The sequence below is a fragment of the Gordonia sp. McavH-238-E genome (assembly GCF_022348225.1).
GTDB lineage: Bacteria > Actinomycetota > Actinomycetes > Mycobacteriales > Mycobacteriaceae > Gordonia > Gordonia terrae.
The window spans coordinates 319,854-335,072 of record NZ_JAKRFE010000006.1 but is presented as its reverse complement, the minus strand read 5'-3'; the positions used below and the strand labels follow the sequence as shown (position 1 = coordinate 335,072).

17 protein-coding genes are annotated in these 15,219 nt (G+C 65.9%); 7 read left to right on the top strand and 10 right to left on the bottom strand.

The features are described from left to right. Positions 1-6 precede the first annotated feature (6 nt). The 6 genes from gcvH to MHN80_RS11340 all read left to right on the top strand — a co-directional run bounded on the left by gcvH (position 7) and on the right by MHN80_RS11340 (position 4,821). Positions 7-411: a glycine cleavage system protein GcvH gene (gene gcvH / locus MHN80_RS11360; RefSeq protein ID WP_239401681.1), complete on the top strand. Its 405-nt coding sequence runs from the start codon at positions 7-9 to the stop codon at positions 409-411. After that, a complete protein-coding gene (gene glyA, locus MHN80_RS11355; protein WP_239401679.1) occupies positions 408-1,685 on the top strand; it encodes a serine hydroxymethyltransferase in 1,278 nt (425 codons plus the stop codon). Before gcvH ends, glyA begins: the two co-directional genes overlap by 4 nt. Next, positions 1,682-3,067: an L-serine ammonia-lyase gene (locus tag MHN80_RS11350; RefSeq protein ID WP_239401677.1), complete on the top strand. Its 1,386-nt coding sequence runs from the start codon at positions 1,682-1,684 to the stop codon at positions 3,065-3,067. The genes glyA and MHN80_RS11350 overlap by 4 nt, the downstream gene beginning before the upstream one ends. A gap of 43 nt (positions 3,068-3,110) precedes the next feature. Further along, positions 3,111-4,046, top strand: a complete 936-nt coding sequence (lipA, locus tag MHN80_RS11345; RefSeq protein WP_239401674.1) for a lipoyl synthase — start codon at positions 3,111-3,113, stop codon at positions 4,044-4,046. Next, a complete protein-coding gene (locus tag MHN80_RS25915) occupies positions 4,006-4,161 on the top strand; it encodes an FAD-dependent oxidoreductase (protein ID WP_374206339.1) in 156 nt (51 codons plus the stop codon). The genes lipA and MHN80_RS25915 overlap by 41 nt, the downstream gene beginning before the upstream one ends. A 258-nt stretch (positions 4,162-4,419) precedes the next feature. Next, positions 4,420-4,821: a hypothetical protein gene (locus tag MHN80_RS11340; RefSeq protein WP_239401672.1), complete on the top strand. Its 402-nt coding sequence runs from the start codon at positions 4,420-4,422 to the stop codon at positions 4,819-4,821. Here MHN80_RS11340 and fabG read toward each other — a convergent pair. Further along, on the bottom strand, positions 4,808-5,575 hold the full coding sequence (gene fabG, locus MHN80_RS11335) for a 3-oxoacyl-ACP reductase FabG (protein ID WP_239401669.1): 768 nt from the start codon (positions 5,573-5,575) through the stop codon (positions 4,808-4,810). The two genes, MHN80_RS11340 and fabG, sit on opposite strands and share 14 nt — an antisense overlap. A gap of 510 nt (positions 5,576-6,085) precedes the next feature. Here fabG and MHN80_RS11330 point away from each other — a divergent pair. Then, positions 6,086-7,036: a GlxA family transcriptional regulator gene (locus MHN80_RS11330; protein ID WP_239401781.1), complete on the top strand. Its 951-nt coding sequence runs from the start codon at positions 6,086-6,088 to the stop codon at positions 7,034-7,036. A gap of 498 nt (positions 7,037-7,534) precedes the next feature. Here MHN80_RS11330 and paaK read toward each other — a convergent pair whose 3' ends face one another. The 9 genes from paaK to MHN80_RS11280 form a co-directional block, all read right to left on the bottom strand. Continuing rightward, on the bottom strand, positions 7,535-8,851 hold the full coding sequence (gene paaK / locus MHN80_RS11320) for a phenylacetate--CoA ligase PaaK (protein ID WP_239401667.1): 1,317 nt from the start codon (positions 8,849-8,851) through the stop codon (positions 7,535-7,537). Positions 8,852-8,887: 36 nt separating this feature from the next. After that, a complete protein-coding gene (gene paaE / locus MHN80_RS11315) occupies positions 8,888-10,006 on the bottom strand; it encodes a 1,2-phenylacetyl-CoA epoxidase subunit PaaE (protein WP_239401665.1) in 1,119 nt (372 codons plus the stop codon). Positions 10,007-10,012: 6 nt separating this feature from the next. After that, positions 10,013-10,525, bottom strand: coding sequence for a 1,2-phenylacetyl-CoA epoxidase subunit PaaD (gene paaD / locus MHN80_RS11310; RefSeq protein WP_239401662.1), 513 nt, complete (start codon positions 10,523-10,525; stop codon positions 10,013-10,015). 2 nt (positions 10,526-10,527) lie between these two features. Beyond that, entirely contained in the window at positions 10,528-11,445 is a 918-nt protein-coding gene (gene paaC, locus MHN80_RS11305) for a 1,2-phenylacetyl-CoA epoxidase subunit PaaC (RefSeq protein WP_239401779.1), read from the bottom strand. A gap of 8 nt (positions 11,446-11,453) precedes the next feature. Continuing rightward, a complete protein-coding gene (gene paaB, locus MHN80_RS11300) occupies positions 11,454-11,807 on the bottom strand; it encodes a 1,2-phenylacetyl-CoA epoxidase subunit PaaB (protein ID WP_374206343.1) in 354 nt (117 codons plus the stop codon). A gap of 5 nt (positions 11,808-11,812) precedes the next feature. Next, complete coding sequence (gene paaA, locus MHN80_RS11295; RefSeq protein ID WP_239401656.1) at positions 11,813-12,772, bottom strand: 1,2-phenylacetyl-CoA epoxidase subunit PaaA; 960 nt, start codon at positions 12,770-12,772, stop codon at positions 11,813-11,815. Between the two features lie 78 nt (positions 12,773-12,850). Further along, on the bottom strand, positions 12,851-13,630 hold the full coding sequence (locus MHN80_RS11290) for an enoyl-CoA hydratase/isomerase family protein (protein WP_239401654.1): 780 nt from the start codon (positions 13,628-13,630) through the stop codon (positions 12,851-12,853). Then, positions 13,627-14,490, bottom strand: a complete 864-nt coding sequence (locus MHN80_RS11285) for a 3-hydroxyacyl-CoA dehydrogenase family protein (protein WP_239401652.1) — start codon at positions 14,488-14,490, stop codon at positions 13,627-13,629. The genes MHN80_RS11290 and MHN80_RS11285 overlap by 4 nt, the downstream gene beginning before the upstream one ends. Then, the gene (locus tag MHN80_RS11280; protein ID WP_239401777.1) at positions 14,487-15,209 is read right to left on the bottom strand and encodes an enoyl-CoA hydratase/isomerase family protein; all 723 of its coding nucleotides are present in this window, start codon (positions 15,207-15,209) and stop codon (positions 14,487-14,489) included. The genes MHN80_RS11285 and MHN80_RS11280 overlap by 4 nt, the downstream gene beginning before the upstream one ends. Between the last annotated feature and the right edge of the window lie 10 nt (positions 15,210-15,219).

Below are 15,219 nucleotides of genomic sequence, written 5' to 3'. Positions count from 1 at the left end.
ACAACGATGCCCGCACAACCCCTCCCCGACGATCGCTGCTACACCGACGAGCACGAGTGGGTGCTCGTCGCGCCCGGTGCCGCACTCCCCGACGAACCGGTTCGGGTGGGGATCACCTCGGTGGCCGCAGATTCTCTCGGCGAGTTGGTCTTCGTCGAACTCCCCGAGGTCGGCACGACGCTCGTGGCCGGCGAATCATGCGGCGAGGTCGAGTCGACCAAGACCGTGTCGGAGTTGTATCCCCCTGTGAGCGGCCGAGTCTCGGCACTGAATGCCGCCGCGGTGGAGAATCCCGGTCTCATCACCGCCGATCCCTACGGGGAGGGGTGGCTGTTTGCCGTTCTCGCCAACGACACGGGGGTTCTGCTCACCGCCGCCGAGTATGCCGCCAAGAACGGCCTGGACTCGTGAACGTCCTGGACGCCGATCTCACCGCCTACGATCCCGAGATCGCGGCGCTGATCGCTCGAGAACTCCGTCGCCAGCGCACCGGCCTGGAGATGATCGCGTCGGAGAACCACGCACCGCTGGCAGTGATGCAGGCCCAGGGTTCGGTGCTGACCAACAAATACGCCGAGGGTTACCCGGGCCGGCGCTACTACGGGGGGTGTGAACACGTCGATGGCGTCGAACAGATCGCCATCGATCGGGTCAAGCGCCTCTTCGGCGCGGGATATGCCAACGTGCAACCACATTCGGGCGCGACCGCCAATGCATCGGTGATGCACGCATTGCTCACGCCCGGCGACACCATCCTCGGCTTGTCCCTGGACGCGGGTGGCCACCTCACCCATGGAATGCGCCTCAACTTCTCGGGCAAGTTGTATGACGTCGCGGCTTACGGGGTGTCCGAGTACAATCACCTCATCGACATGGACGCTGTCGCCCGCGCGGCCCGCGAGCATCGTCCGCGCCTCATCATCGCCGGCTGGTCGGCCTACCCGCGCCACCTTGATTTCGCCGCGTTTCGGGAGATCGCCGACGAGGTCGGCGCCCACCTGATGGTCGACATGGCCCACTTCGCCGGCTTGGTGGCGGCGGGGCTTCATCCCTCACCGATCCGGCACGCACACGTGGTCACCTCCACCACCCACAAGACGCTCGGGGGGCCCCGCGGCGGGATCATCCTGACGAACGACGGTGACATCGCGAAGAAGATCAATTCCGCAGTCTTCCCCGGGCAACAGGGTGGGCCCCTGGAACACGTGATCGCGGCGAAGGCCACCGCCTTCAAGATGGCCGCCGACCCCGACTTCGTCGAACGTCAGCAACGGTGCCTGAACGGGTCGCGGGTGTTGGCCGACAGGCTGATGCGCCCCGACGTGTCACGAGCCGGAATCAGCGTCGTGACCGGAGGAACCGACGTGCACCTCGTTCTGGTGGACCTGCGAGATGCCTCGATCAACGGACGCGAGGCCGAGGACCGGCTGGCGGCCGTCGGGATCACGGTGAACCGCAACGCCGTACCATTCGATCCGCGTCCGCCGATGGTGACGTCGGGTCTCCGCATCGGTACGCCCGCGCTCGCCACCCGGGGTTTCACCACTGTCGATTTCGAGGCGGTCGCCGACGTGATCGCACGCACGCTCTCCGCACCTGCCGACGCCGATCTCTCCAGCGAAGCCGAAACCGTACGCTCGCTGGCGGCGAGACACCCCCTTTACCAGAGCGTGACGTCGGCATGACGGTCAGCGTATTCAACCTCTTCAGTGTCGGCATCGGCCCGTCCAGTTCGCATACCGTCGGTCCGATGCGCGCCGCCGCGAGGTTCGCCGCCGAACTGCTGGACAACGGGGCACTGTCCCGGGTCGTCGACCTGCACATCGATCTCTACGGATCTCTGGCCGCCACCGGGGCCGGGCATGGCTCGATGCCCGCGATTCTCCTAGGACTCGAAGGACTCTCGCCCGAACACTCAGATGCTGACGAAGTCGAGACCCGGATCAGCCGAATCCGGGAGTGCGGCCGGGTCGAGATAGCCGGCGCGCAGGCTGTGGCCTTCGCCGAAGAAGACATCGCACTGCATCCTGCGACGTTTCTCGAGCGCCATCCGAACGCGTTGACGCTCACCGTCTCCGATGTGCTGGGAGATCCGATCTCGTCGAAGACCTACTATTCGATCGGTGGCGGATTCGTGATCGCCGACGAGGACCAGGACACCGGGACGCGGGAGCTACCGAAGGGGCCGTTCTCCTTCGCCACTGCGGGCGAATTGCTCGCGCTGGCCGAAGGGCACAACAAGTCCATCAGCGAGGTCATGCTGGCCAATGAAGTGGCCGTGCGGAGCGACCGGGAAGTTCGCTCGGGGCTGCTCCATCTGCAGGATGTGATGTTCGCCTGTCAGCAGCGTGGACTCACTCGAGACGGTCTGCTACCCGGCAATTTGCGTGTTCGCCGCCGCGCGCATAACTGGTACGAACGTCTACGAGTTGAGGACCCCCATCGCGATCCCGCATTCGCCGAGGACTGGGTGAACCTGGTGGCTCTCGCGGTCAACGAGGAGAACGCTGCCGGGGGCCGGATCGTCACGGCGCCCACCAACGGCGCCGCCGGGATCATTCCTGCAGTCCTGCACTACGCCCGCCACTACACGCCCGCGGGTCGCATGGACCCGGACGACAGCTGCGTCCGCTTTCTCCTCACCGCGGGCGCCATCGGTTCGCTGTACAAAGAACGCGCTTCGATCTCGGGCGCAGAGGTGGGATGCCAGGGCGAAGTCGGCTCCGCTGCTTCCATGGCTGCTGCTGGGCTTGCCGAAATCCTCGGCGGCACAGCCGCGCAGGTCGAGAACGCCGCAGAAATCGCGATGGAACACAGTCTCGGTCTGACCTGCGACCCCATCGAGGGACTGGTTCAGATCCCCTGTATCGAACGTAACGCGATCTCGGCAGGCAAGGCGATCAATGCCGCCCGGATGGCTCTGCGCGGTGACGGCACTCATCGCGTCAGTCTCGACCAGGTCATCGAGACGATGCGAGCCACCGGAATGGACATGAGCGCGAAGTACAAGGAAACGTCTACCGGTGGACTGGCCATCAACGTCCCGGTGAACCTCGTCGAATGTTGATGTGCGGGAACGCCTGTGCAAGCCCATCGGGAGGTGAGGCCCTATGAATGCAAGCCCAGACGGCCGACGGTTACTGCGCCTCGAGGTGCGGAACAGCCAGACCCCCGTGGAACGGAAGCCGGCCTGGATGCGTGCACCCCTCAAAACGAGTACCGGCCACCGCGAACTGCTTGCGCTGGTCGAACGTGAGAGCCTCCACACCGTGTGCCAGGAAGCCGCCTGCCCGAACATCTTCGAGTGCTGGGAGAATCGCGAGGCAACACTTCTCATCGGCGGTGACCAATGCACTCGGCGCTGCGACTTCTGCCAGATCGACACCGGGAAGCCGATGCCGATAGATCGTGACGAGCCGCGTAGGGTGGCCGACTCCGTCGAGGCGATGGGTCTGCGCTACGCAACGGTGACCGGCGTCGCACGCGATGACCAGCCCGACGGCGGGGCGTGGCTGTACGCGGAGACGGTTCGTCAGATACACAGTCGGTGCCCGGGTACCGGCGTCGAACTGCTGATTCCCGACTTCAAAGCCGGCAACACCCAATTGCAGCAAGTATTCGACAGTCGACCCGAAGTTCTGGCCCACAATGTGGAGACGGTGCCCAGGATCTTCCGCAGAATCCGGCCCGGATTCGACTATGCGCGTTCACTCGATGTCCTCCGCCGTGCCCGCTCGGAAGGACTGATCGTCAAATCCAACTTGATCCTCGGACTGGGCGAGACCACCGAGGAGGTCATGACGGTTCTCGATGACCTGCATGAGGCCGGGTGCCAGTTGATCACCATCACGCAGTACTTACGTCCATCTGCCCGACATCACCCGGTTTCCCGTTGGGTCACGCCAGAGGAATTCGCAACGCTGGAGGGTGCCGCGCGCGACGCCGGATTCCTCGGGGTCATGTCGGGGCCTCTCGTCCGGTCGTCTTATCGAGCGGGACATCTTTATGCAGAGGCGTTGCGTTCGGCTGTACCCGGCCCAGCCTGAATCGACACAGATGCACATCTCAGCAGACATCGTCGTTCTCGGTGCCGGGCCGGCCGGGTACGCGACTGCATTACGCGCATCCGAACTCGGTCGATCGGTCATACTGATCGAATAAGCACAACTCGGCGGTTCTCGCCTGCACCAGGAGTGCATACCCATGGCCACGCTCCTACAGAGTGCTCATTCTTTCGCCCAGGGCTGCGCTACCGCAACTCTCCGGGCACACATGTCGTCCGACTGTGGACGCACGGGGCAGCCGATCGCCCACCCGCAGTCCGTCGTGTCTCGGATGCATGAGGGTCTGCGGTCACTGATCGCACGTCGTGACATCACCACCATCCGGGGGCGAGGCCGTCTCTTCCGGGATCGGGCCGTGGAGGTCGACCGACACCGCATCGTCGGCGAGTATCTGGTCCTCGCAATGGGATCACGCCCGATGGCAGCAATACCTGCCGGTAGCGGCGCCACCGGAATCGGAAGGATGCCACCAGCAAGCTCCGACTCCGGAGAGCCCTTCTCTGCCATTCGGAGCCTCCCAGTGGAACATCGCCTGCCGAGTACCGATGGCGCCGGCCTCGAAGTCGCCGGCGTGTTCACCGACGGTGAATACGTGATGACCGACGACAGACTCAGCACCAATCTGCCTGGCGTGTACGCCGTCGGCGATATCCTCGCCGGCCCCCATCTTCCCCACCGCGAGTTGAGGCACGGGCTCTTCATCGCTGCGGAGATGTGCGGGCTTCACCCCGTTGGCATGCTTGTCAGCCCGAGATGAACTCCGGCAGGACCTGACCACCGTCGACCGCGATCGCCTGGCCGGTGATGTAGCCGGCTTCGCGGCTGGCGAGGTAGACGACGAGATTCCCGACATCCTCCGGCGACCCAAGGCGCCCCATCGGGATTCCCGCGCTCACCCCAGCAACGTATTCGGGGCCTCGTGAAGCCATGCTCTCGGTCAGTATGTTCCCCGGCAGCACCGCGTTGACGGTCACGCCATCGGAGGCGAGTTCCACTGCCGCACTTCGCATAAAGCCCAACTGCGCAGCCTTGGATGCACCGTAGTGCGACCAGCCCGCCACCCCTGTCACCGGGCCGGTGATGGACGAGGTGAGAATGATCCGCCCATACTCGGCGCGCTTCACCGCATCCAGACAAGCCTGCACGATCCGGATCGAACCTTTGACGTTGACATCGAGAACATGATCCAGAACTTGTTCGGACATGTCGCCGATCAGTGCCTCAGGGAAAACACCTGCGTTCGCACAGACGATGTCGATCCCGCCGAAAGCCTCCACGGCCGCGTTCGCCAACTCATCAGTAGATTCTCGACTGGTCACGTCGGTCGGCACTGCGACCGCGCGGGCCGTCGTCTCGGCCTCGACGACGTCCACGACGGAAGACAGGTCGGAGGCGGAGCGCGCGGCGAGTACTACATTCGCGCCGCCCCTTGCGAGGGCGAGGGCGATCCCGCTGCCGATACCTCGCCCGGCACCGGTCACCACCGCCGTGCGGCCATCGAGATCGAACATGGCTACCCTCCTGCTGCACTGGCCCCCGCCGAAACCAGCCTCCGCCAGAACCAACGGAGTCGCCGTCAGAGACGGTACCTCTGCTGGAGCCGACAGATCTGCTCGCGGACTTCGTATAACTCCTGCCGGATTGTCCATACGCGAGGATCGCGCTGATCCGCCCCGCCGACCGAAGTCGACAACGCATCAGCTGATCGTTCAATTCGGCGACGAAGACACGGGCTTGCGCCCTGGACACATCTTCGACTCTTTGTCTGAGCGGGTTGTTCATACGCGTTCTGGGTGTTCCTCATCCGGTGCCGACAACGATTACGCACACCGGGCGGGTGACCCGCAATCCGTTCGTGCACCATCATCGGCGCCCACGACCCGCTCCAACAGTGGCCCATACGCCCACCTACGATGCTTTCAGGCCACCTTCGTCGAATGCGTACTTTCGTCCTCTCTCGATTCGGAGACGACGAGATCAGTACCATGTGGTGGCGCAAGCCCATCGAAAGCGAGTCCCGCATGCGTATCGCCGTCTACGCCTTCGACGGGGTCCCGCTTTTCCATCTCGCCGCACCTCAGCTCGTGTTCGCGGAGGTTGCGCGGATACACCCGGACGCTCCCTGGCAGACCGTGGTGTGGACCTTCGACGGTGGCGAAGTGACGGTCGCGGAGGGTTACCGCCTCGGCGGCCTCTCCGGTGTCGAGGCCGTCGAGGCAGCCGACATGGTGATCGTTCCATCCTGGCCCGAGAGCTTTCCGCCACTCGACGATGCCTTGCGTACGGTGCTTCTCGACTCCCACAGTCGTGGCGCGACCGTTGTCGGCCTGTGCCTAGGCTCGATCGCGGTGGCCGACTCCGGCCTGCTCGCGGGTCGCTCCGCGGTCACCCACTGGGCGGCGATGGACGTTCTACGCAACCGACATGCCGACATCTCACTCGATTCGCTGGTCCTGTATGTCGACCACGGCGATGTGCTGACCTCGGCAGGCACCGCCTCCGCGATAGATGCCTGCCTACATGTGGTCCGCGACCGACTAGGAGCGGAAGCGGCCAACGACGTCGCCAGGCAACTCGTGGTCGCGCCACATCGTGATGGCGGGCAAGCCCAATTCACTCGGCAGCCGGTGCCGACGACGTCGGCGGAGAACCCGATCGGGCAAGTCATCGAGTGGTCGCTTGAACACCTAGACAAACGACTGACCGTCGACAGCCTTGCGATCCGCGCGTGCATGAGCAAACGTAGCTTCCTCCGCAGGTTCAAAGCGGCAACCGGTACGACCCCTGCCCAGTGGGTACTGCAACAACGACTTGATCGGGCGCGCGTCCTACTCGAGTCGACAGACCTGCCGATCGAGTCGATCGCGCAGAGGTGCGGTTTCGGTAGCAGCGTCACGATGCGGCAGAACTTCGCCACTTCTTTTGCGACGTCTCCCGCGACCTATCGGAGGCAGTTCCGCTCCGCAACGTGATCGCCCTCAGCCGCCTTGCTTTGGTCCATTCCTTCAGGTGAGGCGTCGCCGACGGTCTTACCGTCGCCGTATCCGGTGCGGACCTCGGTCTCGGATCGAGGGTGTGAATCGTCTCGGCGATCGAGGAGATCATCGGCGGGAAGCTCGGGTACGAGCGGCCCGTCGCACCTGACCCATCCTGGAACACTGCTCGTCAGGGTGTTTCGAGACGCCAATCGAAAGATCGCAGATCCACGGCGACCATCGTGCGCTGGGTCGAGACACTCGCCGAAATCGCCCCATGGTGGCACCGATGATCACTTCGATGGTTGGCCGGTGCACCTCCAACCAAACTCTCCGGTGAGGCGACGAGGGGAACGAACGCGCTCGAAATCGCCTCGCGCCAGGCGTCGAGACCGACGCGGCTCGCGGTCGACGCCGCGGGCTCACGCGGCGACCCGACGGACATGGGTTCCGGCTCGGGCATCTCGGCTCCTCGGCGCTCGGTCCTTCGGGCGATCAGACCTTCGGACGGTTGTCGATCAACCGCTTGGCCTTGCCGACCGACCGGAACAGTGCAGCCGGCTCCACGGCGTCGACGGTCACGGTGACCCCGATACGGTTCTTGATCAACTTCTGCAGTTCGACGGCCGCGGCGCCCCGATGCTCGGCCGGTACATCGTGACGGTACTCCACCTTGACCGTCATCTGGTCCATACGACCTGGTCGTTCGAGTACACACTGAAACTGCGGCGCGAGGGCGGGCACGGCGAGGATGAGTTCTTCGATCTGGGTCGGGAACAGGTTGACCCCGCGCAGGATGATCATGTCGTCGGTGCGGCCGGTGATCTTCTGCATTCGTCGCATGGATCGCGCGGTCCCGGGGAGCAGGCGCGTCAGATCGCGGGTGCGGTACCGGACGATCGGCATCGCCTCTTTCGTCAGCGAGGTGAAGACCAGTTCGCCCTCCTCCCCGTCGGGCAGCACCTCACCGGTCATCGGATCGATGACTTCCGGGTAGAAATGGTCTTCCCAGATGTGCAGGCCGTCCTTGGTCTCCACACATTCCATCGCCACGCCGGGGCCCATCACCTCCGACAGGCCGTAGATGTCGACCGCGTCCATACCGAGTTGGGCCTCGAGCTCGGTGCGCATCTGCTCGGTCCAGGGCTCGGCCCCGAACACGCCGGTGCGCAGCGAGGTCTGCGCCGGATCGATCCCGGCGGCCAGCATCGCGTCGACGATCGTCAGCATGTACGACGGGGTGACCATGATCGCGTCCGGACGGAAGTCCTGGATCAGCTGGATCTGCCGCTCGGTCATCCCGCCCGACATGGGGATCACCGTGGCGCCCAATCGTTCCGCGCCGTAGTGCGCGCCCAGGCCACCGGTGAACAACCCGTAACCGTAGGCCACGTGCACCTTGTCACCGCGTCGGACGCCGGCGGCGCTCAGGCTCCGCGCGACGAGATCGGCCCAGTTGCTGACATCGTTCGCGGTGTACCCGACCACAGTCGGCCGGCCCGTGGTGCCCGACGACGCGTGGACACGCGAGACCTGGTCCTGCGGCACGGCGAGCATCCCGAACGGATAGTTCTCGCGCAGATCGGCTTTCGCGGTGAACGGGAAGAGTTTGAGGTCGTCCAGGGACTGCAGGTCCTCCGGGTGCACGCCACGCTCATCGAAGGCTTTCCGGTAATGCGGCACGTTCTCGTAGGCGTGACGCAGTGACCACTGCAGCCGCGAGAGCTGGGTGGCGGCTATCTCGTCGCGCGAGGCGTATTCGAGATCCTTCTCGGCTCCGTCGGCGGCCGGGCGGGGCAGGGTGCTGGTCATGTCGTACTCCGGTGATCGTGGGCTGGTGATGTGCCGTCAGGCGTCGAAGTCCACGGTGACGGCGTCACCGAGGGGGAAGGTCTGGCAGGTGAGGACGAAACCGTCGGCCACCTCGGACTTTTCGAGCGCATAGTTGCGCCGCATGTCCGCGTCTCCGTGGGTGATCTTGGCGCGGCAGGTTCCGCACACCCCGCCCTTGCATGCGAACGGCAGGTCAGAGCGCAGTTGTTCGGCCGCATCGAGGATCGACTCATCCTGCGGCAGAGTGCCGGTGACCGATCGCCCGTCGAGCACGATGGTGACCTCGCTGCTCGGGCTCTCGATGCCGGGCTCGCGCTGCTTCTTCTCCGGCGGCGGGCCGTCGTCGACATAGAACAGCTCGTGGTGAATCCGCTCGGCCGGGACGCCGCGTTCGGCGAGCACGGTCTGCGCGTCGGTGACCATCCCGAAAGGACCGCACAGCCAGAAGTGGTCGATGTCGGGAACCGGGACCACCGCGGCGAAGATGTCGCGCAATCGGTCGGCATCGAGTCGCCCGGAGAACAGCTCCACCTCTCGCGGCTCCCGCGACAACACGTGGATCACGTCGAACCGCGCGCCGTATCGGTCCTTGAGGTCGGCGATCTCCTCGGCGAACATCACCGACCGGGTTCGCTTGTTGCCGTAAAGCAGAACGACTTCGGTATCCGGATGGGCCAGTACCGAGGCCGCTATCGAGAGCATCGGGGTGATCCCGGATCCTGCGGCGATGAGCACGTGCCTCCCCCCGGCATCGGGGTCCGCAGCGAAAGTACCGGCCGGGGTCTGCACGTCGATCTGGTCGCCGGGCCGGACATCGTGGACCAGCCAGGTCGAGAAGAGGCCGTCGGCCACCTCACGGACCCCGACGCGGGGCGCCGCGCCCGCCGGAGCGCAGATCGAGTACGACCGGCGATGCTCGACGCCATCGACTTTGCGGCGCAGCATGAGTGACTGCCCCGGTCGAAAGGTGAAGCTCTCGGCGAGGTCATCGGGCACATCGAACCGGACGGCGACCGCATCGTCGCAGAGAGCCTCGACATCGACGACCCGAAGGGTGTGAAAGGGCCGGTTGCGCGAGGACACCGGCGCCTGCGGATCGACGGTGGGACGGGTGTCGGACTGGACTGTGGTCATCGCGGTTCAGATCTCCTTCACATGGTCGAACGGCTCCGAGCAGCTCAGGCAGCGGTAGTGCGCCTTGCAGAGCGTCGCACCGAACTCCGAGATGAGTTGCGTTGTCTCCGAACCACAGCGGGGGCAGGTCAACGATCTCGGGCGGGGGATGAGCGTCAACGGAATCGGACCGGGCGCGGCAGGTGATGCCGGCCGGGGGGTCGAGTACCCGCTTTCGGCCAGTTTGCGGAGTCCCTCGTCGGTGATCCAGTCGGTGGACCACGCCGGGTCCAGCTGCGTCCGCACCTCTACCGAGTCGTACCCATGTCGTGTCAGCGTGTGCTCGATGTCGTCGCGCATCGTCGCGATGGCCGGGCATCCCGAATAGGTGGGTGTGATGGTCACGGTCACGCCGCCGCGGTCGTCAACCTGGATGTCACGCAGCACGCCGAGATCGGCGAGCGTGAGCATCGGCATCTCCGGGTCGGTCACCGACGCGACGAGTTCGCGGGCGTCGTGGCTTCGGGTAGGCGTCACCATGGTCACCACACCCCCTCCGGGTGTGCGCGGGCCACGCTCTGCATCTCGGCGAGCAGCAGTCCCATCGATTCGGTGTGCAGTCCCTGCCGGCCGCCGCGGCCGCCCACGGTCCCGACGAAGCCGACCCGCGGCACCTGGAGTTCGGCTGCGTGGAACACCTGCTCCACTACGGAGTCGAACTCCTCGCGCACGGTTCGCGGGTCGACACCCACCGACACCCGGGCCAGTTCGATCTCCCCGGCGGTGGGCCGGAACAGTTCATCGACATACGGCCACACCCGCGTCAGTGCAGTGGTCACACGTCGACGGGACTCCGCGGTCCCGCATCCGAGCGTGACCACCCAGCGTGCGGCGTAGTCGCGGTGATAGGTGAGCTCCTTGACGCCCTTGGCGGCGACAGCGGCGAGTACCGGGTCCCGGGAGTCTCGCAATCGGGTGAAGACAGCCAGTCGGAACGTGGCGAAGACGAAAAGCCGGACCATCGACGCCGCGAAGTCGCCGTTGCCGAGCTCGACCAACCGCACGTTGCGGAAGTCCGCCTCGGCGCGGAAGAAGGCGAGTGCGTCTTCGTCTGGCACGGGAGACGTCTCCGAGATCCACGGGACCACCGAGCTGTCGGCCGCAGCGGCGCGGGCGAGCAGGAGCCGGGCCTGCCCGAGAAGGTCGAGGCCGACGTTCGCGAGTGCCACCTCTTCCTCGAGTTCCGGTGCGCGGGTGCTCCATTGGGCCAGACGCTGCGAACTCACGAGGGCGTCGTCGCCCAGCATCAGGCAGTACGCGGCGAGCGCGGCGAGGTCGACGTCATCGGGCACGGTGGTGTCGACGCCGGCCAGCGGGTCGTCGAAACTGGTGCCGAATGCCCACTGTCCGTGCGAATCCTCGTCTACCAAGCCCTCATAGGCGTTGTCGTGATCGGTCATCATCGGCCTCACATGTGGGGAACGTCGTCGGGGATGTCGTAGAACGTGGGGTGCCGGTAGACCTTGTCGGCGCTGGGCGCGAAGAACGGATCCTTCTCGGCGGGACTGGACGCTGCGATCGCGGCGGACGCGATGACCCAGATGCTCACGCCCTCATTGCGCCGCGTGTAGACGTCTCGAGCGTGTCGCAATGCCATCTCATCGTCCGCCGCGTGCAGCGAACCGACGTGGACGTGGTTCAGTCCGCGCTTGCCCCGGAGGAAGACCTCGTACAGCGGCCAGTCCGCGCGAACCTGCGCGCGTTCGGGTTCGACGGGGATGCCGGTGGTCGGCACCGCGCCGTGTCCACCTTCTGCGGTCATGTCGGTCATCGGTTGGTCTCCTGGTTCCGGGCCGCGAAGGCCAGGGCGGCCTCACGCACCCATGCGCCGTCCTCGTGTGCGGCACGACGGTTCGTGATGCGTTCGGCATTGGCCGCACCGTTGCCCTTGATAACCTCGGTGAACTCGCTCCAGTCCGGTTCCCCGAAGTCATAGGAGCCGCGTTCCTCGTTCCAGGCGAGGTCCGGGTCGGGGAAGGTGACACCGAGCGCCTTCGCCTGCGGCATGCTCATGTCCACGAACCGCTGGCGGAGTTCGTCATTGGTGTGTCGCTTGATCTTCCACTGCATGGACTGCTCGGTGTTCGGTGACTTGTCGTCGGGAGGGCCGAACATCATGAGCGCGGGCCACCACCAGCGGTTCACCGACTCCTGGACCATGGCGCGCTGCTCGTCCGTGCCGCGCATCATGGTCGCGAGCAGTTCGTAACCCTGGCGCTGGTGGAACGACTCCTCCTTGCACACTCGGATCATCGCTCGCGCGTACGGTCCGAAGGAGCTGCGGCACAACGGGACCTGGTTGCAGATGGCCGCCCCGTCGACGAGCCACCCGATGGTCCCGACATCTGCGTAGGTCAGTGTCGGGTAGTTGAAGATCGACGAGTACTTCTGCTTGCCCTCGATCAACTTCGCGGTCAGGTCAGCGCGGTCGGCACCCAGGGTCTCTGCTGCCGAGTAGAGGTACAGGCCGTGGCCGGCCTCGTCCTGCACCTTGGCCGTCAGGATGGCTTTGCGCCGGAGCGACGGCGCGCGGGTCAGCCAGTTGCCTTCCGGCTGCATACCGATGATCTCGGAATGCGCGTGCTGCGCGACCTGGCGGATCAGGGTCTTGCGGTACCCGTCGGGCATCCAGTCGCGCGGCTCGATGCGCGCATCCTCGGCGATCGTCTTATCGAAGAGATGCTCGAGGTCGGCGTCGCTGACCCCAGTGGGCTGTGACGTGGGCATTCGTCCTACTTTCAATACCGACTATTCGGTTGGTAATAGTATGCGTGAGAGTGCGCCGGAACACAAGGGCGTCTGAACTCAGCTCCCGGTGAAGACCGGCTTCTCCTTCGCTAGGAAGGCGGCGACCGCCGCTTTGTGGTCGGCAGTCTGGCCGAGAGCGACCTGGGCATCGCGTTCACGGTCGAGCGCAGCGTCGAGGCCTGCTGCCGAGGCGCCGACGAGCGACTTCGCCTCCCGATAGGCGGCTGTGGGCCCGCTCGCCAGACCCTTCGCGATGTCCAGCGCAGCGGCGCGCACATCGTCGTCGGCGACCACCCGGTGCACCAGACCCCACTCGAGGGCCTGGGCGGCGGTCACCTTCTCGCCGAGCAGGAGCAGGGCGCCGGCCCGACTCGCACCGAGATTCTGCACCAGGGAGTGACTCAGACCCGAGTCACTGGCCAGCCCGATCCCGCTGAACGCCGTCGCGAAGGACGTCCGCTCCCCCGCAACCCGGATGTCGCCGGCCAACGCGATGCCCCACCCCGCCCCCACACAGGCGCCGGGAATCGCGACCACCACCGGCACGCGCAGCGCGGCCAACGCACGGATGAGCGGGTTGTAGTGTTCGGCGACGGTGTCCATCGCGGTGGCCGGGTCGGCGTCGAGGGCCGCGACGTGATCGCCGAGATCCTGTCCGACGCAGAAGTTCTTGCCCTCGGCGGTCAGCAGCACCGCGCGCACCTCGAGCGACGCCTCGGCCTTGCCGACCGCGTCGAGGAACGCCGTCTTCATGCCCGCGTCCAGTGCATTGTGTGCAGTCGCACGGGCCAGTGTGATCGTGGCCAGTCCGCCGCTGATGTCGAGCGTGACAGTCATGATGTGAGACCTTCCCATTCGTGGAATCCCCGGCCGGTCTTGCGACCGAGCTCCCCGCGGGAAACCTTGTCCCGCAGCAGTTGTGGTGGGTCAAATCGAGACCCGAGGGTCGAGGCGAGATGCTCGGCGATCGCCAGCCGGACGTCGAGACCGACGAGGTCGGTGGAGCGCAGTGGCCCCATCGGGTGGCGGTACCCCAGTTCCATTGCGCGGTCGATGGAGTCGGCGTCGGCGACACCCTCCTCCAGCATGCGGATCGCCTCCAGGCCGAGGCACACCCCGAGTCGGCTGGTTGCGAACCCCGGAGAGTCGTTGACCAGGATGTCGGACTTGCCGAGCAAGCCCACCCATCCGCGCACCCCGTCGACGACGGAGTCGGAGGCCGCCGGGGTCCGGACGATCTCAACCAGCACCGAGGACGGCACCGGGTTGAAGAAGTGCATGCCGATGAATCTGGACGGATCATTCAGCACAGCACCGAGTTCGGCGATCGACAGGGAACTGGTGTTGGTGGCGACGACGGTGGAATCGCCCACCGCCTTCTCGATCTCGGCGAGAACCTCCACCTTCAGCGCGGGGATCTCGGGGACCGCCTCGACGACAAGGGCGAGGTCGGCGGGCAGATCGGCGGGGGACGCGACCGTCGTCACCCGCGCGAGCACGGCGTCGACCGACTGACCGTCGAGCTTGCCGCGCTCGTCGGCGCGCCGGAGTCCGGTGGCCACACGGTCGAGGGCGGCGGACTGATCGGCGGCCTCGGCCACCGTGACGGTCGAACCGAGTGTCGCGAACACCTGGGCTATACCTGCGCCCATCCGTCCGCCGCCGACAACTGCGACGTGTGCGGGGGTGTCGATCATCGTTTCCTCTCCACGAACGCGGTCATGCGCTCGCGTTTGTCGTCGGTCTCGAACAGCACCGCCTGGGCGATGTCGTCGACCCACGGCTGACTGCCGGGTGCGTCGACGATGGTCTTCGTCAGCCGTAGGGCAAGCGCCGATTGGCGGCCGATCCGGTCGACGACACGGTGGGCCGCGGCGAGGTGATCCTCGGTGATCTCCAGGACGAGGCCGGCGGCCAACGCCGTGGCGGCGTCCAGGGTCCGGCCCGCCAGCAGGACCTGTTTGGCCACCGACCGGCCGACCAGGTCGGGCAGCCGGTAGCTTGCGCCCGCGGCCGCGAGAATGCCGAGGCCGGGCTCCGGATTGCCGAACACCGCGGTCGGTGTCGCGATCCTGATGTCGCAGGCATAGGTCAGTTCGGCACCTCCTCCGAGTGCGAAACCGCTGACCGCGGCGACGGTCGGCAGCGGCAGAGCCGCGACGCGGTCGAACAGCGTGCGGTTGATCCCGGCCAGCGCTTCGTCGCGACGTCGTTCGCGAAGCTCGGCGATGTCCGCACCGCCGGCGAAATGGTCGCCGCGACCGACCAGGATCACCGGCCTGGGATCGGCCTCGACCCGGGCGCACACGTCGTGCAGCTCGCGGATCATCGCCCCGTTGATCGCGTTTCGCTGCTCCGGGCGGTCGAGCACGACGACGAACCGGTCGTCGTGCTCCTCGTATTCGATGGTGCTCATCTCGACGGTG